The sequence below is a fragment of the Rhodococcus sp. H-CA8f genome (genome assembly GCF_002501585.1).
Taxonomy (GTDB): Bacteria; Actinomycetota; Actinomycetes; order Mycobacteriales; family Mycobacteriaceae; genus Rhodococcus_F; species Rhodococcus_F erythropolis.
Genome location: NZ_CP023720.1, coordinates 3485427 through 3511385, shown reverse-complemented (window position 1 = coordinate 3511385; position 25959 = coordinate 3485427). Strand labels below are relative to the sequence as shown.

The 25959-nt window shown below is 63.0% G+C and carries 27 protein-coding genes and 1 pseudogene; 12 read left to right on the top strand and 16 right to left on the bottom strand.

Translation table 11 applies throughout. The annotated features are described in order from the left end of the window. Positions 1-57 precede the first annotated feature (57 nt). From nuoH to CPI83_RS16260, 11 genes and pseudogenes are all read right to left on the bottom strand, one after another. Positions 58-1326, bottom strand: a pseudogene (nuoH, locus tag CPI83_RS16310) (NADH-quinone oxidoreductase subunit NuoH); the annotation flags it as partial. Then, positions 1323-3740 carry an NADH-quinone oxidoreductase subunit G gene (locus CPI83_RS16305; protein ID WP_097387425.1) on the bottom strand — a complete coding sequence of 806 codons (2418 nt, stop codon included), beginning with the start codon at positions 3738-3740 and terminating at the stop codon, positions 1323-1325. The gene CPI83_RS16305 and the pseudogene nuoH, both read right to left, overlap by 4 nt. Continuing rightward, a complete protein-coding gene (gene nuoF / locus CPI83_RS16300; protein WP_019748171.1) occupies positions 3737-5056 on the bottom strand; it encodes an NADH-quinone oxidoreductase subunit NuoF in 1320 nt (439 codons plus the stop codon). The genes CPI83_RS16305 and nuoF overlap by 4 nt, the downstream gene beginning before the upstream one ends. A 1-nt stretch (position 5057) precedes the next feature. Next, positions 5058-5882, bottom strand: a complete 825-nt coding sequence (gene nuoE / locus CPI83_RS16295; RefSeq protein WP_020969458.1) for an NADH-quinone oxidoreductase subunit NuoE — start codon at positions 5880-5882, stop codon at positions 5058-5060. After that, positions 5879-7210, bottom strand: coding sequence for an NADH dehydrogenase (quinone) subunit D (gene nuoD, locus CPI83_RS16290; protein WP_019748173.1), 1332 nt, complete (start codon positions 7208-7210; stop codon positions 5879-5881). Before nuoD ends, nuoE begins: the two co-directional genes overlap by 4 nt. Beyond that, entirely contained in the window at positions 7210-7872 is a 663-nt protein-coding gene (locus CPI83_RS16285) for an NADH-quinone oxidoreductase subunit C (protein ID WP_020907509.1), read from the bottom strand. The genes nuoD and CPI83_RS16285 overlap by 1 nt, the downstream gene beginning before the upstream one ends. Beyond that, positions 7869-8423 carry an NADH-quinone oxidoreductase subunit B gene (locus CPI83_RS16280; RefSeq protein ID WP_003942234.1) on the bottom strand — a complete coding sequence of 185 codons (555 nt, stop codon included), beginning with the start codon at positions 8421-8423 and terminating at the stop codon, positions 7869-7871. The genes CPI83_RS16285 and CPI83_RS16280 overlap by 4 nt, the downstream gene beginning before the upstream one ends. A gap of 80 nt (positions 8424-8503) precedes the next feature. Then, positions 8504-8863, bottom strand: coding sequence for an NADH-quinone oxidoreductase subunit A (locus CPI83_RS16275; RefSeq protein WP_003942165.1), 360 nt, complete (start codon positions 8861-8863; stop codon positions 8504-8506). Between the two features lie 245 nt (positions 8864-9108). Beyond that, positions 9109-9501, bottom strand: coding sequence for a response regulator transcription factor (locus CPI83_RS16270; RefSeq protein WP_097388194.1), 393 nt, complete (start codon positions 9499-9501; stop codon positions 9109-9111). A 180-nt stretch (positions 9502-9681) separates the two neighbouring features. Beyond that, positions 9682-10116: an SRPBCC family protein gene (locus tag CPI83_RS16265; RefSeq protein ID WP_019748176.1), complete on the bottom strand. Its 435-nt coding sequence runs from the start codon at positions 10114-10116 to the stop codon at positions 9682-9684. An 86-nt stretch (positions 10117-10202) separates the two neighbouring features. Beyond that, positions 10203-10682, bottom strand: a complete 480-nt coding sequence (locus CPI83_RS16260) for a toxin-antitoxin system HicB family antitoxin (protein ID WP_019748177.1) — start codon at positions 10680-10682, stop codon at positions 10203-10205. 154 nt (positions 10683-10836) lie between these two features. Here CPI83_RS16260 and thyX point away from each other — a divergent pair, with 154 nt between their 5' ends. The 6 genes from thyX to CPI83_RS16225 all read left to right on the top strand — a co-directional run bounded on the left by thyX (position 10837) and on the right by CPI83_RS16225 (position 19153). Then, the gene (thyX, locus tag CPI83_RS16255; RefSeq protein WP_020907513.1) at positions 10837-11589 is read left to right on the top strand and encodes an FAD-dependent thymidylate synthase; all 753 of its coding nucleotides are present in this window, start codon (positions 10837-10839) and stop codon (positions 11587-11589) included. Between the two features lie 43 nt (positions 11590-11632). After that, on the top strand, positions 11633-12538 hold the full coding sequence (dapA, locus tag CPI83_RS16250; RefSeq protein ID WP_003942142.1) for a 4-hydroxy-tetrahydrodipicolinate synthase: 906 nt from the start codon (positions 11633-11635) through the stop codon (positions 12536-12538). After that, positions 12539-14548 carry a ribonuclease J gene (locus tag CPI83_RS16245; RefSeq protein ID WP_019748179.1) on the top strand — a complete coding sequence of 670 codons (2010 nt, stop codon included), beginning with the start codon at positions 12539-12541 and terminating at the stop codon, positions 14546-14548. 59 nt (positions 14549-14607) lie between these two features. Continuing rightward, positions 14608-15231: a TIGR03085 family metal-binding protein gene (locus CPI83_RS16240; RefSeq protein WP_020969462.1), complete on the top strand. Its 624-nt coding sequence runs from the start codon at positions 14608-14610 to the stop codon at positions 15229-15231. Between the two features lie 124 nt (positions 15232-15355). Beyond that, positions 15356-18127 carry a DNA translocase FtsK gene (locus CPI83_RS16230; RefSeq protein WP_198586305.1) on the top strand — a complete coding sequence of 924 codons (2772 nt, stop codon included), beginning with the start codon at positions 15356-15358 and terminating at the stop codon, positions 18125-18127. Between the two features lie 45 nt (positions 18128-18172). Continuing rightward, a complete protein-coding gene (locus tag CPI83_RS16225) occupies positions 18173-19153 on the top strand; it encodes a TerC family protein (protein ID WP_097387423.1) in 981 nt (326 codons plus the stop codon). 8 nt (positions 19154-19161) lie between these two features. On the opposite strand, the gene CPI83_RS16220 is transcribed toward CPI83_RS16225, so the two are convergent. Both CPI83_RS16220 and CPI83_RS16215 read right to left on the bottom strand, forming a co-directional pair. Continuing rightward, the gene (locus CPI83_RS16220; protein WP_097387422.1) at positions 19162-19446 is read right to left on the bottom strand and encodes a YciI family protein; all 285 of its coding nucleotides are present in this window, start codon (positions 19444-19446) and stop codon (positions 19162-19164) included. A gap of 59 nt (positions 19447-19505) precedes the next feature. Next, positions 19506-20030, bottom strand: coding sequence for an amino-acid N-acetyltransferase (locus tag CPI83_RS16215; protein WP_019748183.1), 525 nt, complete (start codon positions 20028-20030; stop codon positions 19506-19508). Positions 20031-20150: 120 nt separating this feature from the next. On the opposite strand from CPI83_RS16215, the gene pgsA reads away from it, so the two are divergent. From pgsA to CPI83_RS16190, 5 genes are all read left to right on the top strand, one after another. After that, on the top strand, positions 20151-20792 hold the full coding sequence (pgsA, locus tag CPI83_RS16210; protein ID WP_019748184.1) for a CDP-diacylglycerol--glycerol-3-phosphate 3-phosphatidyltransferase: 642 nt from the start codon (positions 20151-20153) through the stop codon (positions 20790-20792). Then, the gene (locus tag CPI83_RS16205; RefSeq protein WP_019748185.1) at positions 20789-21286 is read left to right on the top strand and encodes a CinA family protein; all 498 of its coding nucleotides are present in this window, start codon (positions 20789-20791) and stop codon (positions 21284-21286) included. Before pgsA ends, CPI83_RS16205 begins: the two co-directional genes overlap by 4 nt. Before the next feature lie 90 nt (positions 21287-21376). Continuing rightward, positions 21377-21757: a helix-turn-helix transcriptional regulator gene (locus CPI83_RS16200; protein WP_097387421.1), complete on the top strand. Its 381-nt coding sequence runs from the start codon at positions 21377-21379 to the stop codon at positions 21755-21757. Between the two features lie 156 nt (positions 21758-21913). Continuing rightward, positions 21914-22726, top strand: a complete 813-nt coding sequence (gene pspA / locus CPI83_RS16195; RefSeq protein ID WP_003942098.1) for a phage shock protein PspA — start codon at positions 21914-21916, stop codon at positions 22724-22726. 31 nt (positions 22727-22757) lie between these two features. Beyond that, a complete protein-coding gene (locus CPI83_RS16190; protein WP_020907518.1) occupies positions 22758-23603 on the top strand; it encodes a hypothetical protein in 846 nt (281 codons plus the stop codon). 39 nt (positions 23604-23642) lie between these two features. Here the strand turns inward: CPI83_RS16190 and CPI83_RS16185 are convergent, their stop codons facing one another. The 3 genes from CPI83_RS16185 to CPI83_RS16175 are packed head-to-tail and all read right to left on the bottom strand — an operon-like array spanning position 23643 to position 25528. Beyond that, positions 23643-24248, bottom strand: a complete 606-nt coding sequence (locus tag CPI83_RS16185; RefSeq protein ID WP_019748187.1) for an energy-coupling factor transporter transmembrane component T — start codon at positions 24246-24248, stop codon at positions 23643-23645. After that, on the bottom strand, positions 24245-24925 hold the full coding sequence (locus CPI83_RS16180; RefSeq protein WP_019748188.1) for an ABC transporter ATP-binding protein: 681 nt from the start codon (positions 24923-24925) through the stop codon (positions 24245-24247). Before CPI83_RS16180 ends, CPI83_RS16185 begins: the two co-directional genes overlap by 4 nt. A gap of 6 nt (positions 24926-24931) precedes the next feature. Further along, positions 24932-25528 (bottom strand): biotin transporter BioY, encoded by a 597-nt coding sequence (locus CPI83_RS16175; RefSeq protein ID WP_019748189.1) that lies wholly within the window; start codon positions 25526-25528, stop codon positions 24932-24934. A 237-nt stretch (positions 25529-25765) separates the two neighbouring features. On the opposite strand from CPI83_RS16175, the gene CPI83_RS31005 reads away from it, so the two are divergent. Then, entirely contained in the window at positions 25766-25942 is a 177-nt protein-coding gene (locus tag CPI83_RS31005) for a hypothetical protein (protein WP_198586304.1), read from the top strand. Positions 25943-25959 lie beyond the last annotated feature (17 nt).

Below are 25959 nucleotides of genomic sequence, written 5' to 3'. Positions count from 1 at the left end.
AACATCTGTGCGTCGCGGCGGTGGCACGTTCTGACCAGGCAGTTTTTGACCAGGCAGTTTTTGACCAGGCAGTTTTTGACCAGGCAGCGGTGGAACCGGGAAGCCGCCCGACATTGCATCGAAAGGCAAGGTCCCCGAAGCGGTGACCAACGCGGCAGTTCGGCGTCGGCCGCGGTAGATCCCGGCCAACACGATCAGGAGCGCAGCTCCGAGAACCAGTGCGACGCAGAGAAGTACGACCCAGGTGTTGTAGCCCTCGTTGCGGAACGCACGAACGGTCGCGATCACCATCACCCATACCAAAGCTGCTGGGATCAAAACCTTCCAGCCGAGATTCATGAACTGGTCGTAGCGCAATCGAGGAAGCGTGCTGCGCAACCAGATGAAGACGAAGAGGAAGCCCCACACTTTCGCGACAAACCACAGCACCGGCCACCAACCGGAATTGGCGCCGTCCCAAAGATTGAACGGGAACGGTGCGTGCCACCCGCCCAGAAACAGCGTGGTGGCCAGAGCGGACACCGTCACCATGTTCACGTACTCGGCCAGCATGAACATCGCAAACTTGAGGGAGGAGTACTCGGTGTGGAACCCACCTACCAGCTCACCCTCGGCCTCGGGAAGGTCGAAGGGAGCCCTGTTGGTTTCGCCGACCATGGCTGTCACGTAGATCAGGAAGGACGGCAGGAGGAGAAAGACGTACCAGGCTCCCTGTTGGGCGTCGACGATGCCGGACGTGGACATCGTGCCGGCGTAGAGGAAAACGGCAGCGAAAGACAGGCCCATCGCTACCTCGTACGAGATGACCTGAGCGGTCGATCGAAGTGCGCCCAGTAGGGGATACGTCGATCCCGAAGACCAGCCGGCAAGGACGATCCCGTACACACCGATAGAAGTGACGGCCAGGATGTACAGAACGCCGACCGGTAGATCGGTCAGTTGCAAGGGTGACCGGGTTCCGAAAATCGACACCTGTGGACCGAACGGGATGACAGCAAACGCCATGAAGGCGGGCACGACCGCGATGACGGGCGCGAGGAGGTAAATCGGTTTGTCGGCGCCGGTCGGTGTGATGCCCTCCTTGAGGGCGAGCTTGATTCCGTCAGCGAGGCTCTGGAGCATTCCACGGGGGCCGACGCGGTTCGGTCCGACACGCATCTGCATGCGTGCCATGACCTTTCGTTCCGCGTAGATCGCCACCAGCGGGGTGAGTACGAGGAACACGAAGATAGCGAGAGCCTTGCCGATCACCAACCACCACGGGTCGTGCCCGAACGCCGACAGGTCGACCGGAGCTGCGACCGTCCCGTACTCGTGGGTGTTCATTGCGCTCCCGCCTTCGCAATCTTCACCACGGACCCCGCGGTGACGCAGAGCGTTTCGTAGATCGTGCTACCCGGTGAATTGAGCGGGAGCCAGACTGTTCGAGGCGGGAGGTCGGTGATCTCCAACGGTAATGTGATGGAACCGGATTCAGTCGACACCGCAACGTGATCGCCGTTGTCGGCGCCGATCTCGGCAGCGGTCTCGGCCGACAAACGCACGAGCGACGGCCGTGCCGTACCCGCCAGGTTGGGCTCGCCGTCTTGCAATCGGCCGTTGTCGAGCAACATTCGCCAACTCGACAACACTGCCTCGCCCAGTGCCGGTGTGGGCATGGTGCCTGACGGGACCTGAGGCGAGGTGGGGCGCGATCCGGACCAAGCGCCGAGGCGGTGTATCTCCGAGCGTGCGGAATCTGCGTCGGGTAGGCCCAGATCGATGCCCATCTCGGCTGCGATCGCGTGGAGAACGCGCTGATCCGGCATTACTCCTGTCGTTCTCAACGCGGTGTCGAACACGCGCTCGCGGCCTTCCCAGTCGAGGAAGGTTCCGGGCTTCTCGGCGACCGGTGCCACCGGGAAGACGACGTCGGCGAGTTCGGTGACTCCGCTGTGACGGATCTCCAAACTCACAACGAACCCTGCGGCTTCGATCGCGGCCCTTGCCCTCGCCGGGTTCGGGAGATCACTCAACTCGACGCCGCCGACAAGAAGCGCAGCAGTCGTCTGCCCCGGATCCAGCAGACTCGCGGCGTCGCGACCGTCGGATGCCGGGATGGAGGCCCCCCACACTGATTCCACCTCCTGACGTGCTGCCGGGTCCGCAACGGGGCGTCCGCCGGGAAGCAATCCCGGTAGCGCGCCGGTCTCGACGGCGCCGCGATCACCAGCGCGGCGTGGTACCCAGGCCAAAGAAGCTCCCGTCGATTCGGCGAGTCGCAGCGCCGCGGCGAAGCCGCCTGCTACCGCACTCAGTCGCTCACCCAGCAGGATCACAGCACCGGGCTGCCGGAGGAGCTGACCCTCCTCACTGCTGGGGTGGGACAACGAATCCATCAGAGCTGCTTCACTTCCGGGTACGGTCCGAAGTAGACCACCGCCCATCTTCTGCAGGCCGCGCGTAGCGAATGGCGCGCTGGAGAGCACCGTCGTCTTGCCGAAACGTGCGGCCTTGCGCAGTCGCAGGAAGATGATCGGTGACTCCTCCTCAGGCTCGAGAGCTACCAGCAACGCGGTCGGGGCAGATTCGAGGTCCTGGTACGTCACCGACCCTTCAAGTGTGCGGCCAGCGACGTGAGCTGAGAGGAAATCTTCCTCTTCGGCTGAGTGAGCGCGGATTCGGAAGTCGATGTTGTTGGTAGCGAGAGCAACTCGCGCGAACTTACCGTAGGCGTAGGCGTCCTCCAAGGTAGAGCGTCCGCCGACGAGTACGCCTGCGTCACCGCGGGCCTGCGCGAAGGATCGCGCAACGAGGTCGAGTGCCATGGGCCACGACGCCGGAATCAATTCGCCGTCAGCATTGCGGATCAGGGGAGTGGTGATCCGATCACCTTGGGTCGTGTACGTGAAAGCGAAGCGCCCCTTGTCGCAGTTCCATTCCTCGTTGACGTCGGGGTCGTCCCCGGCGAGACGACGGAGAACCTTTCCGCGACGGTGGTCGGTGCGCTGAGCACATCCGTCGGCGCAGTGTTCACACACGCTGGGGCTGGACACCAGATCGAACGGTCGCGCCCGGAATCGATATGCCGTACTGGTGAGCGCGCCGACCGGGCAAACCTGGATGGTGTTGCCCGAGAAGTAGGACTCGAAGGGCTCGTTGGCGTAGATCCCGACCTGTTGAAGCGCGCCGCGCTCGAGGAGATCGATGAACGGGTCGCCGGCGATCTGACTCGAGAATCGCGTGCACCTGGCGCAGAGGACACAACGCTCGCGGTCGAGGAGGATCTCGGACGAGAGGGGGATGGGCTTGGGGTAGGTCCTTTTCTCCTCACCGAACCGGGATTCGGTGCGACCGGTCGACATCGCCTGGTTCTGGAGCGGACACTCGCCGCCCTTGTCGCACACGGGGCAGTCCAGAGGGTGGTTGATGAGCAGGAGTTCCATCACCCCGCGTTGCGCCTTCTCGGCCACAGGCGACGTGAGCTGTGTGGTGACGACCATTCCGTCCGCAACCGGTGTCGTGCAGGACGCCACCGGCTTGCGTTGACCCTCGACTTCCACGATGCACTGGCGGCAAGCACCGACCGGGTCCAGAAGAGGATGATCGCAGAACCGCGGAACCTGGGTGCCGATCATCTCCGCAGCGCGAATGATCAACGTGCCCTTGGGGACCTGGAGTTCCCGGCCGTCGATGGTGAGGGTGACGAGATCGGTCGGCGGTGCCGCATCGGTTCCAGTGGCGGCGTCGGCTGCAGTCATGAGACGAACGCTCCTGTCGCGAGAACGGACCGGTGAGGATCGAACGGGCATCCGTTACCGTCGAAATGCGCTACGTATTCCTCGCGGAAGTACTTCAAGGAAGACATGATCGGGCTGGTCGCTCCATCACCCAACGCGCAGAAGGACTTTCCGAGGATCGTGTCCGAGATATCGAGAAGTTTGGTGAGATCGGCCTCGGTTCCTGTTCCGCCTTCGAGTCGTCGCAGGATCTGCACCAGCCAGTACGTGCCCTCGCGGCACGGCGTGCATTTACCGCAGGATTCGTGAGCGTAGAACTCGGTCCATCGCAACACCGCACGCACGATGCAGGTTGTCTCGTCGAATATCTGCAAGGCCTTGGTGCCGAGCATGGATCCCGCGGCGCCGACGCCTTCGTAGTCGAGTGGGACATCGAGATGTTCGTCGGTGAAGATCGGTGTCGAGGATCCGCCGGGAGTCCAGAATTTGAGGGTGTGTCCAGCGCGGACCCCGCCTGCGTATTCGAGCAGCTCGCGCAAGGTGATCCCGAGTTCAGCCTCGTACTGGCCGGGTGTGGTGACATGACCCGAGAGCGAATACAGCGTGAATCCCGGTGACTTCTCACTTCCCATCGACCGGAACCACTCCGGGCCGCCCAGGACGATCGACGGAACACTCGCGATGGACTCGACGTTGTTGACGACGGTCGGGCAGGCATAGAGACCGGCGACAGCGGGGAACGGCGGCCGCAGTCGGGGCTGACCGCGTCGTCCCTCCAACGAATCGAGGAGGGCCGTCTCTTCCCCACAGATATAGGCGCCGGCTCCGGCATGGACGACGAGATCCAGATCGAAACCCGAACCGAGGACGTTGCGGCCCAGATATCCAGCCGCGTAAGCCTCGGCGACAGCGGTCTGTAGGCGCCGCAGAACCGGGACAACCTCACCTCTGACGTAGATGAACGCCTTTGCTGCTCGAATTGCGTACGCCGCGATGATCACTCCCTCCACCAACGTGTGTGGGGTCGCCATCATCAACGGCATGTCCTTGCATGTGCCCGGTTCGGACTCGTCGGCATTGACGACGAGGTAGTGAGGCTTGCCGTCTCCTGGCTTGTCTTCGGAGACCTGGGGGATGAAGCTCCACTTGAGGCCGGTCGGGAAGCCCGCGCCGCCACGTCCGCGCAGGCCCGCGTCCTTGACGGTTTCGATCACGGCGTCGGGGGGCGTGGCCAGCGCTTTGCGCAGCGCCTGGTAGCCGTCGCGGCGAAGGTAGCTGTCGAGGGTCCATGAATTCGGTTGATCCCAGTATCGACTCAGGACGGGGGCGAGTGTCATGTCACTTCCCTTCGCCGGGAGCGTCGGCCGCGGAGGCCGAGCCGGGTGGGTTGTCGTCGAGAGATCGGCTGATACGTAGTCCGGCAAGAGTTGCATCGCCGACGGTCTGAGCTTCGGCTGCCTCGATTCGCGTATCCGGAAAACCAGCCAGAGTGCGCGCAGTCTGCCGGAACGAGCACAGCGTGGCACCGCGATCGGGTGTCACGCGCTCTCCGGCGCGGAGCGCATCGACGAGTGAGCGCGCCGATTCCGGAGTCTGATTGTCGAAGAACTCCCAGTTGATCATCATGACGGGGGCGTAGTCGCACGCCGCATTGCACTCGATGTGTTCGAGGGTGATCTTACCGTCGGACGTCGAGATGGAGTGTCCACCTTCGTCTCTGGAGCCTGTCGAGCCCAGGTGCTCTTCGAGTGCCGCGAGGATGTCGTCGCCGCCCATGATCGCGCACAGCGTGTTGGTGCAGACTCCGACCAGATACTCACCCGTCGGCCCCCGGCGATACATGGAGTAGAAGGTGGAAACTGCGGCGACCTCGGCGCCCGTCAAACCCAGCTTGGCACTGCAGAAATCGATCCCGGCCGGGGTGATGTACCCGTCCTCGGATTGCACGAGATGAAGGAGCGGCAAGAGGGCGGATCGGCTGGTGGTCGCGGCGGCGTCAGGCTCACGGTAACGAGCGATGACGGTTTCGGCGTCGGCGTCGAGTCGGGCGAGTACGTCGGGTGGATAGCTCGATCGTGCGCCAGGGCGTACCAATTGCGTGGGCTCCTCCGGGCGCGGCCCGAGTTCGATGAACACGCGTGACGAGCCGTTGGGGCCGGTCATCGGTCCACTCCGCCCATGACGGGATCGATACTGGCAACCGAAGCGATCACGTCGGACACCATGCCTCCCTCACACATCGCGGCGACCGCTTGAAGGTTGGTGAACGACGGGTCCCGGAAATGGACGCGGTACGGGCGGGTTCCCCCGTCGCTGACCATGTGCACCCCCAGTTCGCCACGCGGAGACTCGACGGCGACGTACACCTGACCTGGCGGCACGCGGATACCCTCGGTGACCAGTTTGAAATGGTGAATCAGACCTTCCATGGAGGACTCCATGATCTTGGCGATGTGCTTCTGCGAGTTGCCGAGGCCATCCGGTCCGACAGCGAGATCGGCAGGCCAGGCGATCTTCTTGTCGTCCACCATGACCGGGCCCGGTTGCAGCTTGTCGAGGCACTGTTCGACGATCTTGAGGGACTCCTTCATCTCCTCGACGCGGATGACGTACCTTCCGTAGCAATCGGATCCGTCGTGTGTCACTACGTCGAACTCGTAGTTTTCGTAGCCGCAGTACGGCTGCGCTCGACGCTGATCGTGGGGGAGACCTGTGGCGCGAAGGACCGGACCCGTCACCCCGAGCGCCATACAGCCGGTGAGATCGAGATATCCGATTCCCTGGGTACGTGCTTTCCAGATGGAGTTGTCGCTGAGCATCAGTTCGACGTCACGTAACCGTTTCGGTAGGACCTTCAACAATTCCCGAACCTTCGCGACCGACCCGTCGGGTAGATCCTGAGCGAGACCACCAGGCCTGATGTAGGCGTGATTCATCCGCAGTCCGGTGATCGTCTCGAACACGTCCAGAATCAATTCGCGTTCGCGGAATCCGAACAGCATCGCCGTTACGGCGCCGAGTTCCATTCCGCCGGTCGCCAGGGCCACGAGATGTGAGGAGATCCGATTGAGTTCCATCATCATCACGCGAATGACGGTGGCTCGCTCGGGAATGTCGTCGGTGATGTCGAGAAGTTTCTCGACTCCGAGGCAGTACGCGGTTTCGTTGAAGAACGGTGACAGGTAGTCCATTCGAGTAACGAAAGTGACACCCTGCGTCCAGTTCCGGAATTCGAGATTCTTCTCGATTCCGGTGTGCAGGTACCCGATTCCACATCGAGCTTCCACGACCGTCTCACCCTCGATCTCGAGAATGAGGCGCAAGACCCCGTGAGTGGACGGATGCTGTGGGCCCATGTTGACCACGATCCGTTCCGCCTCGCCGGTTCGCTGGCGGGCGGCCGCGGTGACGATGTCGTCCCAGTCCTGACCCGATGCCGTGACGACGGTTTCCGTCGTGGCACCGGAGTTGCTTCCTGTCGTCTCGTTCATCAGTTGTACGACCTACGCTCGTCGGGAGGCGGAGTCTGGGCGCCCTTGTACTCGACCGGGATACCGCCGAGCGGATAGTCCTTCCGCTGGGGGTGGCCTTTCCAGTCGTCGGGCATCTCGATGCGGGTCAGGGCCGGATGACCGTCGAAGACGATCCCGAAGAAGTCGTACGTCTCGCGTTCATGCCAGTCATTGGTCGGGTAGATCCCGACGATGGACGGAATATGCGGATCGGAATCCGGCACAGATACTTCCAGCCTGATTCGGCGGTTGTGCGTAATCGAGGCAAGTGGATACACGGCGTGCAGTTCACGACCGGTGTCCTGCGGGTAGTGCACTCCGTCGACACCCAGGCAGAGCTCGAAGCGAAGGTCCGGTTCGTCGCGCAGTCTTCGCGCAACCTGCGGCAAGTGGGAGCGTTCGACGTGCAGCGTCATCTCGTCTCGAAAGATCACCACACGCTCGACTGCAGCGGCGAAAGTGCCACCCGCGCTGCTCAATGCCGCGTCCAACGAATCCGCGACTGCATCGAAATAACCGCCGAAGGGTCGAGAAGCCTTGTCCTCTAGAGAGATCGGAGGGGCAAGCCTGCTGTAGCCCGAGGTGTCGCCAGTGCCGCGGACCCCGAACATCCCTCTCGCGCCGGTGTTACCCGAGGTCATCGCAGCAGCCCCTTCATGTCGATGGTGGGGGTGGATGCCAGTGCGGCGCGCTCGGCTGCCGCGCGTGCCTCTTCGCGGTTCACGCCGAGGGGCATTTCCTGGATCTTTCGGTGCAGTTCGATGATCGCGTTCAGGAGCATCTCCGGCCGCGGTGGACAGCCGGGCAAGTAGATGTCGACCGGCACGATGTGGTCGACGCCCTGAACCACTGCGTAGTTGTTGAACATTCCGCCGGACGACGCGCATACACCCATGGCCAGAACCCATTTCGGCTCGGCCATCTGGTCGTAGACCTGACGAAGTACCGGGCCCATCTTTTGACTGACCCGCCCGGCCACGATCAGAAGGTCTGCCTGTCGCGGCGACGCGCGGAATGCCTCCATACCGAACCGCGCCAGGTCGAAGCGACCCGACGTGGTTGCCATCATCTCGATGGCGCAGCACGCAAGCCCGAAGGTGGCAGGCCACAGTGATCCTTTGCGGGCATAACCTGCCAGGCCCTCGACCGTGGTCAGTAGAAATCCGCTGGGGAGCTTTTCTTCGAGACCCATATCCGACTCTTTTCAGTCGTAACAGCTGCGGTGTGACCGGTTTTGTCTGACTCGTGTGTGCTGTTCCTGTGTTCGCTGAGCTAGTCCCAACCGAGACCGCCTCGTCGCCATTCGTATGCGTATGCCACCGAGACGTTGACTATGAAAAGGCCCATCGCCGCGAGGCCGAACAAGCCGAGCGAATCGAAATGCACCGCCCACGGATAGAGGAAAACGATCTCGATGTCGAAGATGATGAACAGCATTGCCGTCAGATAGAACTTGACGGGAAACCGTCCGCCACCAGCGGTACGGGGTGCCGGTTCGATTCCGCATTCGTAGGCTTCGAGTTTCGCCCTGTTGTACCGCTTCGGGCCCACCACGGACGCGAGAACAACCGACACCACAGCGAAGGCCATCGCGATGACCCCGAGAACGAGAATGGGGATGTAAGCGTTCATCTCACCCGAACTCCTCTCCGCTGTGCGGATGTCCGCCTAGCCCGAAGGTGCCGTTAACCCGAAGGTGCCGTTAACCCGAAGGTGCCGTTCGATTTCGATACTGCCAGCAATTCGACACTTATGTGACCTGCGACACCCACACTAGGGGAGGCCTCCGACATTGGGTTGATTTTCGAGGTGCCGAGTTTCGCTCTCGAAAGTCCGAAGTAGTCGGCGCCGCAACGAATCACCGCTGCAACGGGTGCTCACCGGCTCAGTTGCCGACGCAGAAGCGCGATGACGGTGGAAGAGAGTTCCATCGGATCTATCGGCTGCGGCACTGAGGCTTCCGCTCGCGACCACGACGCCAGCCACGCATCGTCGGGTCGACCGGTCAGTACGAGGATCGGCGGACAGTCGACGATCTCGTCCTTGAGTTGTTTCGCGACGCCCATGCCGCCCGCCGGACTCGCCTCGCCGTCGAGGATGGCGAGATCGATTCCGCCGGCATCGAGCTTGTCGACGACCATCGGCGCCGTCGCGACCTCGACGTAATCGATGGTGGGCATCGAAGGGTGTGGGCGCTCTCCGAGAGCGAGCCGAACCTGCTCGCGGGTGTGTGCGTCGTCGCTGTAGACGAGGATGCGCACGGGTGCCATGGAGTTGGGCTCTGCGGTCTCGGCGGACACGCGGCCGACGTTACTCCGGGCGGTCCACGGCTACCGGCGAATGTTCAACATCGGCAAGAACTTCCGAGAAATCGCAGCTGGGCTTCACAGCAAACGGCCCCTACCCGGCGATGAACGCCGAAGTAAGGGCCGCCTGAATTGCGTGTGCGCTCAGAAGTTTTCGACGAACTTCGTCAGGCCCTTGCTTGCAGTTTCCAGGGCCGTCTTCTGCGCCTTCTTCACCAGGAAGCCCGGCAGCGGGATCTTGGGATCGATGGTCAGTTCGAAGGTGACCTTGGTTCCACCGTCGGTGGGAGTCAAGACGTACGAGCCGTCCTGCTGGTTCTGCTGGCCGCTCTCGACGAGTGTCCAGGTCACCTTGTCGTCGCCCTCGAAGGTGTAGTCGACTACCTGCTCGTCGTTGATTCCCAGAATGGACACGGCCATGCGAACGCGATGGGGGCGACCGTCGTCGTGAGTGCTCTCGATGGTGATCTTCTTGTGCGCAGACGACCACTCCGGCAGCCGATCGACTGCAGCTACGGCCTTCATCACCGTCGCCGGATCAGCCTTGATCTCGAATTCCTTGACGCCCGAAACGGCCATGAACGTGCTCCTTCTCGCCTTGCGGCAACGGTTCGTGATTACTGCAGTTGCGCAATTAGATCATCGGCGATCAGGGTGGCGTCGAACTAGTCCATGCCGTTCTTGCGCATCTGGTCCCGCAATGCGCCCTGAACGGCTTGTGAAACCCACGAGTTGAGGGAGACTCCGTTCTGATTGGCTGCCTCCTCGGCGCGGGCTTTGATCTGCTCCATCATCCTCAACGTCACTCGGCTGATATCGCCGCTGACGTCGTCGAACGAGTAAGTGGAGTCCTTCTTCTCGTCGTCTGCCTTCTCGTTTCCGCCCTCGCCGCCGGTCGAATTCGTCGGGCGGACGACGTCGGTCACGATCTCGTTGCCGTCGAGATTGACCCTGACCTCGCGGCCGTCGAGTTTGGTCCCGATCTCCTTGGCCAACTCCGTCGCCGCGGCCAACAAGACCAGGCGGACCGAGGGTTCGATGGCGGCGGACAACGACGCCGCAATCCGGCGCGTGTGATCGTCGCCGAGTTCGGCTGCGGTGACGAGGTCATTCTGCAGCTTCGCGGTGTACTCCGAAATGTCCATGACACCAGAGTGGCGTCAAAAGTGACGTCAGTCAAGGGTGTGGTGACGTCACTCGATCTCGGGGGAGCGCAACCGCTATAGAGTTGCCCAGCACCTGAGGCGAACGGCGCCCGGGTTTCGTGCTGGTCGTTTCGTGCTTGTCGAGGAGTGGGTTGTGCCGAACACGGTGTCGCTGAAAGTGCAGTTGGTGGCGAAGTCCGAGTTCTTCCCGCCCGAGGACATTCCGTGGGAGACGGACGCGGATGGCGGCGAAGCGCTCGTCGAGTTCTCCGGCCGAGCCTGCTACCAGAGTTGGTCCAAGCCGAATCCGCGAACCGCAACCAACGCCGGCTACCTCAGGCATCTGCTCGAGGTCGGACACGTTTCGGTGCTAGAGCACGCGACGGTGAGCTTCTACATCACTGGTATCTCGCGCTCGTGCACTCACGAATTGATTCGTCACCGGCACTTCTCGTACTCGCAACTCTCGCAGCGATTCGTTCGCGAGAATGATGCGAACGTTGTCGTGCCTCCCGCGGTCGAAGGTGATCCCGAGCTCGAAGCACTGTTTCTGTCTGCCACCGACGAGAGCCGTCGCGCTTACGGCGAACTGCTGACCGCCCTCGAGGGGAAATTGCAATCAGTGCCCGGTGCCCCGATGCGTGGGAAGCAAGCCAGGCAAGCTGCGCGCTCGGTGCTGCCCAACGCAACCGAGACGCGCTTGGTCGTGACCGGGAACTATCGGGCCTGGCGGCACTTCGTCGAGATGCGCGCCACCGAACATGCCGACGTCGAGATCCGGCGAGTCGCGATCGAGTGCCTACGTCAGCTTCGTGACGTCGCGCCAAATGTGTTCGGGGACTACGAGATTCTCCGCGGAAGTGACGGATCGGAAATCGCCGTCAGTGCATTTGCGGCCGAGTCGTGACTCGTGTGCAGAAGTAAGAGCTGAACCGGGTAACCTTCTGACCATGACCTACGGTGATTCCGCTTCTCTTGTCGAGCGTCCGTTCGGCACCATTTCCGTTGCGATGGTGACCCCGTTCACTGCCGACGGGAAGTTGGACGTCGACGCGGGAGTGCGCCTCGCAGCCCATCTCGTCGACAACGGCTGCGACGGCCTCGTTCTTGCCGGCACGACCGGTGAGTCTCCCACCACCACCGAGTCCGAGAAGCTCGACCTGCTCCGCGCAGTGATCGACGCCGTCGGCAACCGCGCGAAGATCGTTGCAGGCGCCGGGAGCAACGACACCGCCCACAGTGTCGAACTCGCCCGTGACGCGGCTCGCGCCGGAGCGCACGGTCTGCTCGTCGTCACCCCGTACTACTCGCGTCCGCCCCAGGCCGGACTCTTTGCACACTTCACCGCCGTCGCCAACGCGACCGACCTGCCCGTCATGTTGTACGACATTCCGCCCCGCTCCGTCGTCCCCATCGAGACCGAAACGATCCGCCGACTCGCCGAGCACCCGCGGATCAAGGCCGTCAAGGATGCCAAGGGTGACCTCAACGCCGGCGCAGAGTTGATCGGCACCACCGAGCTTCAGTTCTTCTCCGGTGACGACCCGCTGAACCTGCCGTGGCTGGCTGTCGGTGCTACCGGCTTCGTCAGCGTCATCGGCCATCTCGTTCCGGGTCGCCTCCGCGACCTCCACACCGCGTTCGTGTCCGGCGACATCGCCCGCGCACGCGAAATAAACCTCAGTTTGATCCCTGTGATTCGTTCCGTTGCCCGCCTCGGCGGTGTCAGCGCTTCGAAGGCGGGTCTGCGACTCATCGGAATCGATGTCGGAGAACCACGCCTTCCGCAGGTTGCACCCACTAAAGAGCAGATCGACGGTCTTGCCGCCGATCTGCATGCGGCAGGAGTTTTGTAAATGACCCGTCCCCCCCGACGTCGTAGTGCCAGTCGTCAAGCCGGTCCGCCTTCGCCTCCGGCTCCCGAAACGGCCGCGAAGGCCGCACCGGTAGAGGCACCAGCTGCGCCGGCGGCAGAAGCGGCCCCCGCCGCAGCCGCCCCGCCCAAGAAGGCCGCAGCAGCCAAATCTGCAGCGACCAAGTCCGCAGCCACTAAATCTGCTGCACCCAAGAAATCGACCGAAGACAGGTCGCCACGCAAATCTGCCGGCGGCAACCGTCCGGCAGCGTCGAAGGCGGGCAACGGGCGCGGAAACAAGCGCCCCGAGAACCGTCCGGCCGTCGATCCCACCGGTCGCCTCGGAACACCCCCGAAGGCGCCGGCATCAGGTCTGCGCATCGTTGCTCTCGGCGGCATCGGCGAAATCGGTCGCAACATGACGGTGTTCGAGCACCGCGGCAAGTTGCTGATCGTCGACTGCGGTGTGCTGTTCCCCGAGGACCAGCAGCCCGGCGTCGACCTGATCCTCCCGGACTTCCGCTACATCGAAGACCGTATGGACGACGTCGAAGCCGTCATCTTGACTCACGGCCACGAGGACCACATCGGTGCTCTGCCGTTCTTGCTGCGCTTGCGCGCGGACATACCGGTCATCGGCGCGAAGTTCACTCTCGCCCTCGTTGCCGCCAAGTGCCGCGAGCATCGCCTGCGACCGAACCTCGTCGAGGTCGTCGAAGGAAACACCACCACTCACGGCCCGTTCGACTGCGAGTACTTCGCCGTCAACCACTCGATTCCCGACGCGCTCGCAATCGCGATTCGCACCGACGCCGGAGTTGTACTGCACACCGGTGACATCAAGCTCGATCAGCTGCCTCTCGACGGCCGCCTGACCGACCTCGCCGGTTTCTCCCGTCTGGGCGACGAGGGGGTCGACCTGTTCCTCGTGGACTCGACCAACGCCGAGGTCCCGGGATTCGTCACGCCCGAGCGTGAAATCGGGGGAGTGCTCGACAACGTCATCGGCAAGGCGAAGCAGCGCGTCATCGTGGCATCGTTCGCCAGCCACGTGCACCGCATCCAGCAGGTCGTCGACGTTGCCGCTCGGTACAACCGTCGCATCGTCTTCGTCGGCCGCTCGATGGTCCGCAACATGCAGATCGCCCAGGATCTCGGCTACCTCACGGTGCCAGACGGACTGGTCGTCGACATCGACACCGCCGCCACCCTTCCCGACGATCGCCTGGTGCTCATTTCGACGGGTTCGCAGGGTGAGCCGTTGGCAGCGCTCTCGCGGATGGCACGCGGCGAACACCGCCAGATCAACATCCGTGCCAACGACCTGGTCGTTCTCGCATCCTCGCTGATTCCGGGTAACGAGAACTCCGTTTTTGCCGTGGTCAACGGCTTGGCCAAGCGCGGTGCCACCGTCGTGACCCAGCAGAGCGCCAAGGTTCACGTCTCGGGCCACGCGTCCGCCGGTGAGCTGCTCTACCTGTACAACGCGGTTCGGCCCACCAACGCCATGCCCGTCCACGGTGAATGGCGGCACCTGCGTGCCAACGCCGCCCTGGCCAAGGCCACCGGCGTTCCGGAAGAGCGCATCGTGCTGGCAGAGGACGGCGTCGTGGTCGACATGGTCGACGGCCTCGCCGAGATCGTGGGACGCGTACCGGTCGGACACGTCTACGTCGACGGTCTGTCCGTCGGTGACGTCGGCGAGCCGACGCTCTCCGATCGCCTCGTACTCGGTGAAGGCGGCTTCATCGCCATCACCATCGTCATCAACGAGTCGACAGGACGCGCAGTCAGCACTCCCGAGGTGTCCGGTCGCGGTTTCTCCGACGATCCGACGGCACTCAAGGCCGCCGCGGATCTCGTGGAATCGGACCTGGCCCGGTTGGCGAGCGAAGGCGTCATCGACGCTCATCGCATCGCGCAGTCCGTGCGCCGCGTCGTCGGACGCTGGGTCGCGGACAAGTACCGCCGCCGTCCGATGATCATTCCGACGGTCATCGCGGTTCCGTAGATTCGGCACAGCAGGTCGCTTCCGCTCGAACGCGGTCCGGTTCGAGTACTTTGGCGAAGGTGACCTTCGCTCATGACGAACGACTCGCCCTGGTGGACAGCATGGTCGAGTTCGGCCCCGATGCTCCGACACTGTGTGGGGAGTGGACCAATCGTGACCTGGCAGCACATCTGATTGTCCGGGAGCGGCGTCTCGACGCCGCTCCCGGAATCATGTTGAGCCCTCTTGCCGGTCACACCGAGAGCGTGCGAAAGGCCGCAGCGGCGCGTCCGTGGGACGAGATCCTCGACGACGTTCGGAGCGGGCCGCCGCGATGGTCGCCGATGTACTGGCTCGACGCGCAGGTCAACACCACCGAGATGTTCGTTCACCACGAAGACGTACGCCGCGCACATCTGAACTGGGCGCCGCGTCCGTTGTCGGAGGGTCGGCAGGCTCAACTGTGGAAGTACGCACGCCAGATCGGCAAGATGGGCTACCGCAAGGCCGCTGTCGAGGTAATTTTCGAACTTCCCTCCGGCGAGAGTGCGGTCGTCCATAAATCCGGCTCTCGCAGTGTTGTCTTGCAGGGCGAACCCGCCGAGTTGCTGCTGCATGCTTTCGGTCGCAACGAAGTGAAGATCGAAGCCAAAGGTGAACTGGCCGACGTCCAATCCGTGATGGCGCTCGATCGCAGTTTCTGATTGCCTTTTTCAACCTGAGTGGCGCTCGACCGACGGGTTGCGAAGATCACGTTTCGCACTCGCGACCAGTGTTGCTGGTGTTGCGGATGGTCCAGATGGGGTCGCACAGACTAGCCTGAACTCCATGGCAGGTAAGTCGAGCGCCCGGGGATCCAGTACAAGCACGTCCACGTCCAGGGCATCGACCAGGTCGTCAGCCTCCACTCCGAGTGCGCGCACGACCGCAAAACCTCGCACCTCGCGCACCACACGGACCGTGTCGACTCCTCGGAACGTCACGACTTCGGCCAGGGCTGGTGGGCGCCCGGCCTCGGGCAAAGGCTCCAAGCCAGCGCCCAAGAAGGCCTCCGGTACGTCGTCGGCCGCGCGCCGCCCGGTATCGAAAACGTCACAGCGGGCCAGCCCGTTGGCGGCTGTCGGCAAGGGAATCGGAGCCGGGTGGTCCCTGGCTGCCCGCGGCGTCGGCGCCACCACACGCACCGTCAGTAAGGTCGGCGAGATCGAAGCCGGCCACCGCCGCGACGGAATAGCGCTCGGCCTGATCGCATTCAGCGTCGTCATCGCCGGCGGCGTCTGGTTCAAGGCCGGTGGTCCGATCGGCGGCGGCATCGACACCCTTGTGCGCGCTATCTTCGGCGCGGCCTCGGCCGTGCTCCCCATCGTCGGCGTCGGCCTCGCGATCCTGTTGATGCGCACAGAACCGAAACCTGAGATCCGCCCCCGACTGATCATGGGATCGTTGCTGGTCGGTCTGCCGGCGCTCGGCCTCTGGCACATCATCTCGGGTTCACCGACAGACTCCACCGGTCGCTCCAACGGAGCAGGGTTCGTCGGGTACGTCGTGGGCGGCCCGCTCACCAACGGGCTCACCGTCTGGCTGTCTGCGCCGCTGCTGGTCATCGCCGCCGGATTCGGAATCCTCCTTCTGACCGGAACCACGCTGCGTGAGGTGCCGAGCAAGTTCCAGTCCTTCTTCGGTGCCTCGTATCGCTCGGACGAATACGGCGACTACGGATCCGAATTCGACGAGGACGGCGAGCACCACTACGGCGAATCTGCTTACGATCCTTCACTGTTCGACGCCGACGGCTACCCGGTCGACACCTACGCCGAGCCACCGCTCAAGCCCGCCAAGCGGACCAGCCGACGCGCACCGATCGACAACTACCCGACGGACGAGTTCGAATCCGGCGACAAGAAGACCGAAGTACTCGGTCTGTGGAACGCCGACGACACCGCAGTACCCGACGAGCCCGTCGTGGCTGCTGCCGCGCCCGTCGTGGAGACTCCGGCGCCGCGCCCCAAGGTGCCGGCCCGTTCCGTCCCTATCGCCAAGCCTGTGCCGAAACCCGAACCGGAGCCGGAGGAGAAGGAACACTTCGTCACCGATCGGGTCACCGACGGCGACTACAACCTCCCTCCGACGACGTTGCTGATCGAAGGGGACCCGCCCAAGCTCCGCAGTTCTGCGAACGACGCGATGATCGAAGCGATCAGCGAGGTCCTCGAACAGTTCAAGATCGACGCCGCCGTTACCGGATTCACCCGAGGCCCGACAGTGACGCGGTACGAGGTCGAACTCGGCCCAGGCGTGAAGGTCGAGAAGATCACCGCGCTCGCCCGCAACATCGCCTATGCAGTGGCTACCGACAACGTCCGTCTACTGGCCCCTATTCCGGGTAAATCCGCCGTGGGCATCGAGGTACCGAACTCCGACCGCGAAATGGTTCGCCTCGCCGACGTGCTGAACGCGCCGAGCACCCGACGCGATCACCATCCACTGGTGATCGGTCTGGGCAAGGACATCGAAGGTGACTTCGTCAGTGCCAACCTCGCGAAGATGCCCCACCTCCTGGTGGCAGGTTCGACCGGCTCGGGTAAGTCGAGCTTCGTGAACTCGATGCTCGTCTCGTTGCTCACCCGAGCAACGCCGGAAGAAGTACGGATGATCCTCATCGACCCGAAGATGGTCGAGCTCACGCCGTACGAAGGTATCCCGCACCTGATCACGCCGATCATCACTCAGCCGAAGAAGGCCGCGGCAGCGCTGGCCTGGTTGGTCGAGGAGATGGAACAGCGTTACCAGGACATGCAGGCCAACCGGGTGCGTCATATCGACGACTTCAACTCCAAGGTCAAGTCCGGCGAAATCACCGCCCCGCTGGGCAGCGAGCGCGTCTACCGTCCGTACCCGTACATCCTGGCAATTGTGGACGAGCTGGCCGACCTCATGATGACCGCTCCCCGCGACGTCGAAGAAGCGATTGTCCGCATCACGCAGAAAGCCCGTGCTGCCGGTATCCACCTGGTGCTGGCAACGCAGCGCCCGTCCGTCGACGTCGTCACCGGCCTGATCAAGACCAACGTGCCGTCTCGTCTGGCGTTCGCGACGTCTTCACTGACGGACTCGCGAGTCATCCTCGATCAGCCAGGCGCCGAGAAGCTCATCGGTATGGGTGACGGCCTCTTCCTGCCCATGGGTGCGGGTAAGCCGACCCGTATGCAGGGCGCGTTCATCACCGACGAAGAAATCTCGGCGGTCGTCGACTTCGCGAAGAACCAGGCGGAGCCCGAGTACACCGAAGGTGTCACCGCGCAGAAGGCCGGGGAGAAGAAGGACGTCGACCCCGACATCGGCGACGACATGGATGTCCTCTTGCAGGCCGTGGAATTGGTGGTCACCAGCCAGTTCGGTTCGACGTCGATGCTTCAGCGCAAGCTGCGAGTCGGGTTCGCCAAGGCCGGCCGACTGATGGACCTCATGGAAAATCGTGGCGTCGTCGGACCCAGCGAGGGCTCGAAGGCCCGCGAGGTACTCATGAAGCCTGAGGAACTCGACGGTCTGCTGTGGTCGATTCGCGGCGGCGACCCGGATGAGGCACCCGCAGACGAGTAGGGACACCTCGGCGGACAAGCCGTCGACAGACGACCGGAGGAACCCGTGCATGTGACGCCGTTGGCTTGGGGAATCACGGTCGTGGTGATCCTCGGCCTGTTCGTCTTCGACTTCTTCGCCCACGTCCGCACGCCGCATGCGCCGACCTTCCGGGAGTCCGCATTCTGGTCGACGGTCTACATCTCGATCGCCATCGTCTTCGGCCTCGTCGTGATGTGGATCTGGGGCACCACGTACGGCGGTGAGTACTTCGCAGGCTATGTCACGGAAAAGGCGCTCTCGGTCGACAATCTGTTCGTCTTCGTGATCATCATGTCGACCTTCGCGGTGCCACGAGAGTTCCAGCAGAAGGTATTGCTGATCGGCATCGTCCTCGCGTTGGTGATGCGCGGAATCTTCATCGGTGTCGGTGCCGCCGCCATCAACGCATACAGCTGGGTGTTCTACCTCTTCGGTGCGTTCTTGATCTACACCGCGTACACCCTGATCCGCGATCACGGGCATGAGAAGGAAGCCGAGGAGAAGCGCGACAGTCGCATCATCTCGCTCGTGAAACGGGTGCTGCCGACTACCGAGGAATACGACGGCGACAAACTGATCACCCGGATCGACGGCAAGCGCGTCGTGACTCCGTTGTTGTTGGCGCTCATCGCAATCGGCTTTGCCGACGTGCTCTTCGCGCTCGATTCGATTCCGGCGATCTACGGTCTGACCCAGGAACCGTATCTGGTCTTCACCGCCAACGCCTTCGCGCTGATGGGCCTACGGCAGCTGTACTTCCTGATCGGCGGGTTGCTCGAACGGCTGGTCTATCTCTCGTACGGGCTCTCGATAATCTTGGCGTTCATCGGTGTGAAACTGGTACTTCACGCGTTGCACGAGAACACCCTCTCGTTCGTCAACGGAGGTGAACACGTCTCCGTGCCGGAAATCTCCACGGCACTCTCACTCGGAGTGATCATCGGAGTATTGGCGGTGACGACGGTCGCGAGCCTGTTGAAGACTCGCGACCGGGCCGGGGAGTAGGCCGACGCTCAGGCGCTGAACTGACCCAACACCGGAACCCACTCGGTGATCCGGACCTTCTCGATCAAATCGGCGATCGCGAACGGGTCGTGGGTGAAGAGGAGTGAAACGGTGTCGGCGTCAGCGGCGTCGACGATGATCAGCGCGCCGTTTCCATCTGCAAACGGGCCAGATGACAGAACGATCGAGCGGGAAACCAGATCCGCGAGCCAGGCGCGGTGATCGCTGCGGACTTCGTCGCGCTGAGAGGTCTTCTCGGGTGCGTAGGTGTATTCGACGAGGAACAACGACATCGTGAACCGCTTTCGGAGGCTGGTGATCGAGACAGGTGTGTTTGAAGAGTCTGAACGGTTCAGAGAGTCAGGAGCATGCGAGTATTGCCGAGTGTGTTGGGTTTCACATAGCTCAGATCGAGGAACTCGGCGACGCCGGCGTCGTAGGACCGACACATTTCGGCATAGACCTCGGCGGTGACGGGAGTGCCGTCGATCTCCGCGAATCCGTGACGGTGGAAGAACTCGGTCTCGAACGTCAAAACGAACAACCGTTCCAACTCCAATTCCTTGGCGACCTCGATGAGTTTGTCGACGACGTGGAAACCTGCGCCCTGCCCTTTCGCAGTCGGATCGACTGCGACGGTGCGGATCTCACCCAGGTCCGCCCACAGCACATGCAGTGCGCCGCAAGCGATTACCTGGTCGCCCCGCTCGGCGACCCAGAACTCCTGGACTGCCTCGTACAGCGTCACGAGATTCTTCTCGAGGAGGATCTTGCCGGCGTAGATGTCGATCAGACGCTTGATTTCGGGGATGTCCGACGTTCGCGCGCGACGCACGATCAACTGGCTCTCGGTATAGGTCGGCGCGGTCGAAGTCATGTGGTGCACATTAGTCAATGGCCCTACCGATATTCTAAGTCGCGTGCCTGTCCGCCCCACGCAATTCCCGCGCCGCTCGGCTGTATCCCGGGTTCGGCTCACCGCCTGTGCGGTGATCCGATGAGTACCCCGCGCGATCAGACCGACGCCCATCGCGCCGCCGTCGGCCCGTCCGACGGCACACCTGTCGCGGACAACCCGGTTCCGTTGCTGAACATCGCGAACATTCTCACGATGATCCGAATGGTTCTCGTTCCGGTGTTTCTCGTTGTTCTGTTCGTCGACGGCGGACACTCGACGTGGTGGCGTCTCGGGGCGATGGGCGTGTTCATCGTCGCCGCGATCACGGATCGGATCGACGGCCAATTGGCTCGGAAGTACGGTCTGGTCACCGATTTCGGCAAACTCATGGACCCGATCGCGGACAAGGCGCTGATCGGAGCCGCGCTGATCGGGCTCTCGGTTCTCGGCGATCTGTCGTGGTGGGTGACCGGAGTGATCATCGCCAGGGAACTCGGAATCACGCTGCTGCGGTTCGCGGTTCTGCGGCACGCGGTCATCCCGGCGGGCAAGGGCGGCAAGCTCAAGACCCTCGTGCAGGCCGTTGCGATCGGGTTCTACCTCTGCCCGCTGCCGAGCAGTTGGGACATCGTCAGCGGGCTGCTGATGGCTGCTGCCGTCGTGCTGACGGTGGCGACGGGAATCGAATACATCGTGCAGGCGATCAGGCTTCGCGCCGGAGTTCGCGCAGTCGAGTCATGACCGATCCGCTGCTCGGACTCGGAGTTGTCGAACTTGTCGAGGCCCTCGGCGCCGCGAAGCAGACTGTCGCCGCCGCCGAATCTCTGACAGCAGGGTTGTTCACGGCTGCAGTCGCGTCGGTGCCGGGGTCGAGCGCGGTGTTGCGCGGGGGCCTGGTCGTGTACGCGACCGACCTGAAAGCAACACTGGCTGGTGTGGATCCAGGCCGCCTGGCAACGGACGGCCCCGTGTCCGAGAGCACGGCGGTGGCATTGGCGCTCGGTGCCCGGACGAAGTGCGGTGCGGACTGGGGTATCGGTCTGACCGGAGTCGCCGGTCCGAGTGAGCAGGACGGACACCCGGTCGGAACAGTGTTTCTCGGTATCGCCGGCCCTGACGGAACCGAATGCGAACCGCTCGCGCTCGGCGGCGAACGGTGGGAGATTCGGACAACCGCGGTCGCGACTGCCGTGTCGCGGTTGCGTGATCGTGTCGTAGAGCGTGCGGCACGATAGGCTCGGGAACCAATCGGATGTGTTCGGACGTTGACGATTGTGAAGACGTACGACCATGCACGATGAGGTCACGGATGAAGGAGGAGCGAGATGGCGCTGCTATTGCGTGAGGCAATCGGTGACAGTCTCCGGCGTACGCGCGTTTCGCAGAGCCGCACGCTACGTGAGGTGTCGAACAGCGCGCGTGTGAGCTTGGGCTATCTGTCCGAAGTGGAACGTGGACGTAAGGAAGCATCGAGCGAATTGTTGGCGGCGATCTGTGATGCGCTCGCAGTCCCACTGTCCGACGTGCTGGTCGACGTGAGCGAGACCCTGGCCACGAAGAAGAGCGCTCAGGTAGCTGGTCGGCAGGTTGCCGAACCTGCCGTGTCGGCTTCCGGCTCTGTCTCGGCTTCCGGTTCGCCGACTATCGCACGCGATACCCGCGTCGTGATTCCGGCACCGAACGCTCGAAGGTTGGCGGCGGCGTAGCCACTACCGGCCGTAACCGATAGATTTTGTACGTAACCGCCGGTTTCCAGCAGGTGGGGTCAGAGCAGATAGGGCGCAGCCCTTGTTTCGGTGCGCGACGGTCGCGCTCCGGGTCGCGTTCGGCGCGGCGCATCAGATGGAGGCAGGATCAAACCAATGGCTAATCCTTTCGTCAAGGGCTGGAAGTACCTGATGGCGCTCTTCAATTCGAAGATCGATGAGAAGGCAGATCCAAAGGTTCAGATTCAGCAGGCGATCGAGGACGCACAGCGCCAGCATCAGGCGTTGTCCCAGCAGGCTGCGTCGGTGATCGGTAATCAGCGTCAACTCGAGATGAAGCTCAGCCGTCAACTCGACGAGGTCGAAAAGCTCAACGCCAACGCGCGCCAGGCAGTCAACCTCGCCGATCAGGCCGCTGCTGCCGGCGACAACGACAAGGCGATTCAGTACACCAACGCTGCAGAAGCTTTTGCGGCCCAGTTGGTGACGGCCGAGCAGGGCGTCGAGGATCTGAAGGCACTGCACGACCAGTCCTTGCAGGCAGCCGCTCAGGCCAAGAAGGCCGTCGAGCAGAACGCGATGACTCTGCAGGCAAAGGTTGCCGAGCGCACCAAGCTGCTCAGCCAGCTCGAGCAGGCCAAGATGCAGGAGCGCGTGAGCGAGTCCCTTCGTTCCATGGACAGCACGCTGTCGGCTCCGGGCAACACACCCAGCCTCGATGCTGTGCGCGACAAGATCGAACGTCGCTACGCTGACGCACTCGGCTCTGCCGAGCTCGCCCAGAACTCCGTTCAGGGCCGCATGATGGAGGTCCAGCAGGCCTCGGTCCAGATGGCAGGGCACAGTCGCCTCGAGCAGATTCGTGCATCCATGAAGGGCGAGGCGCTGCCGTCCGGCGGCGCAGCAGCCACTCCCGCGACTCCGTCCGTCGAGAAGCAGCCCCCGGCTGCCGGTCAGACCGGGCAGTAGCCGAATCCTCGATATCGGCAGTGATGCTCTGATGTTTTCTTCACGAGACGGTCGATCTGGGCGTGAGCCCCGGTCGGCCGTTCCCGTTTCCGTATCCGGCGCTTTCGGAGCCTTGGGACGCACCGCGGATACATTGCGCGAGGTCGGGCTTTCGGCGGCGGATGCCGCTCGGCGGTGGCAGGACCCGCGGGCCAAGTTCGAGCGCAAGCGTGCCCGTGCGCGCCGACGCGCTCAGCGTTGGGGTTTCATGTCCGGCGGATCCGTGGTCGGCACGGCCGGCCTCGCCGTCGCGTCGGCTCCAGAGTGGTCGGTGGTCGTGGCAGGCGGGGGAGCGGCACTGTTCGCGGTTCCCGCCGTGATCGCGGTCGGCCGCTACCGTTCGATGAGTTCCGGCCCACCGCCGTCCGCGCCGATTCGCCGGCGGTTGCCACCGTCGTCGTCTCGCGCGTTCATCCCGATGTCGCGCCTCATCGGCGCCGAGACTTCGCTGTTCGAGATCTTGAGTGTGCTCAGACGCGCCGACACCATCGACCCCGGTGAGTTGGACGAAATCACTGTTACCGCCGATTCGGCACTGAGAGCGATGTTCGCGGTGTCTTCGGATGTCGTCGCGATGGAACGCGCCGTGGCCGCGACGCCGAAGGTAACCGAACCTCTTGATCCCACCATCGACGGCGCAGTCCGTGAGTTGCAGTCGGGCTTGGATCAGTACGAGGATCTGGTGACTTCGGCAGCTGCTCTGACAGCGCCTCACAGCCCGTCGGCGCTCGTGGGATTCAACCGAGAGCTTTCGGCGCTGCACGCGGCCGCCGAGCGGCTCTCGGCGCTTGCCGACGCCATCGGCGAGGTGGACGACATCACCCGCAAGTACAACTGATCGGCTCTCGCGCCTGATCGATGCACACTGTTCGAAATCTCAGTCGTCGGCGCCGCGGGCCGCCAATGCTTCACCCATTGCGTCCGCGGTCATCAGGGTGCCGACGATGACCGGCACTGCGAAGGATCGCAGCGAGAATCCGAGGCCTCGCGCCTTGCGTGCCTCGGACACCTGTGTGATGACCTCGAACATCAGCGGGATACACCGGATCGTCATTGCGAGGAGCAAAGCAATCCGTTCGGGATTGACGCCGAAGCGTCGCAAGGGTGTCAGGAATCTGGTGATCGCGTCGAGCATCTCGGAGATCCGTGTGGTCAGACCCATGATCGCCGCGAAGGCGATCGAAATGATCAGAACCCCGCAAACGACGGCCGCTCGCTGCCATCCCGCGACTACCAGCTGGAACGCCCCGATGAAGAGCAACATCCACAGCGCCGGACGCAGCTGCCGGATTGCAGTCATCGGAGGAATGCGCGCAATCGCGTACAGGGCCACAACGACGATCGTGGGAGCTGCCAGTTGCCACGGCTCACGCACGAAGATCGAGACGGCGAGAATGGCCACGACCAAGGCGAAGAGCTTGATCCCCGTCGGCATCCGGTGCAGGAGTGAGCAGCCCGGTCGGTAGACGCCGAGAGTGGTCACGAGACCAACGACCGGTAGTGATCGATGGAGTCGGCGGGGGAGCCGTCAGCGACGACGCGGCCTTGGTCGACGACCAACACCCGTTCGAAGGATTCGAGGAGATCGAGTTGGTGGGTCACGACGATCAGTTGCTGATCGAGTGACTCGAATACCGAGCTGATCAGCCGAGAGTTGCGAAGGTCGAGGAGCGTAGTGGGTTCGTCGGCGACCAGTACGTTCGGTTCCGTCACCATGATGGCCGCGAGCGCGAGGAGCTGTTTCTGCCCGCCCGAAAGCTGGTGGGTGGGATGGTCGGCGTGCCCGGCGAGGCCGTAGCGTTCGAGCACCGAGGCCACCTTTGCGGCACGCTCGGCTTTGCCCAATCCGCTACGGCGGAGCGAGAATTCGATGTCCTCGGCAACCGTCGGCATCACGATCTGGTGGTTGGGATCGGTGAAGACGAATCCGACCTGCTTGCGTACGTCGCGGCCCTTCTTCGCCGTGTCCAAGCCGTTGACGTGGACGTGTCCTTCCGTTGGAACGACCAGTCCGTTGATCATGCGAGCGAGGGTCGACTTGCCGCTTCCGTTCGCACCCACGATTCCGATTCGCTGCTCGCTCAGTCGCAGATTTATCTGCTGCAGGACCGTTCGTTCACCGAAGCTGTGTCCGACGTTCTCGAAGACGATCTCACTCATCGGAGATTAATTCGCCACCACGGTCTTGTTCGACGAGATCACCGAGTCGCGCAGCAGTGCTGGGTATGCCCGATGAACCTGGGACGCGACCAACGCGGTGACGACCGCTTTTGCGGCGTCGAGAGGAATGAAGGCGGCGTTGGCCGACCATGCGGCAACGAAGCTCATGTGTCCGCGGACCATCATTCCGACGATGCCGAACGCGTAGAGAATGACCACGCCGCCGAGAAGGTTGATGCCGATGCCCGCGATGATCCGGTACTTGGGCAGCATCTTGGCAGTCAGCCATCCGATGACAAACGCCGTCGGGATCCAACCGATGAGGAATCCGGCTGTCGGGCTGGAGAGAGACACGAGTGCGGTGCGACCGCCGGCAAGGACCGGTAGACCGACCAATCCCAGGGCAATGACCGTCAGGACGGCGAGAACACCCTTGCGCGGTCCGAGTAGAGCGCCGGCCATCATGACGCCCATGGACTGAAGTGTGATCGGCACGCCGGAAATGCCGATGTTGATCGACCCGGGTAGGCCCAGCGCGATGATGAGTGCGGCGAAGACGGCTACATGCGCGAGATCGCGAGCGGGGAAACGGGTCGTAGACACTGCGGACGTGCTCCTTCGGCATACGGGATCGAACTTCGCGAGTTTACGCCAGGAGCAAGCTCCGATGGGTTGGACACCTGACCTGCGTGAGGGCCGGTCTCGGGGTGAACCCTGATCTTTACCTGAACTTGCCGCTGAGCTGCTGCTTTGTCACGCCAGACCTGTCAGGCTGGTTCTACGGACGACGCAGCACCTGTCCGATTCGACTGATTATTCAACGGCACGTTGGAGGTAAGCATGTTTTGGAAGATCGTTTTGGCCGTCGTACTGGTGTGGGTCGCACTCGCGGTGGTCGGTGCCCTGATCAAGGGGCTTTTCTGGGTTCTGGTGGTTGGCGCCGTCGGCTTCGGAATCTATTTCCTGGTGAAGGCGATGTCGGGAAGTGAGGACAATTCGCCCGCTTCGCGGTTCTGACGGGCAAGATCTGCCCT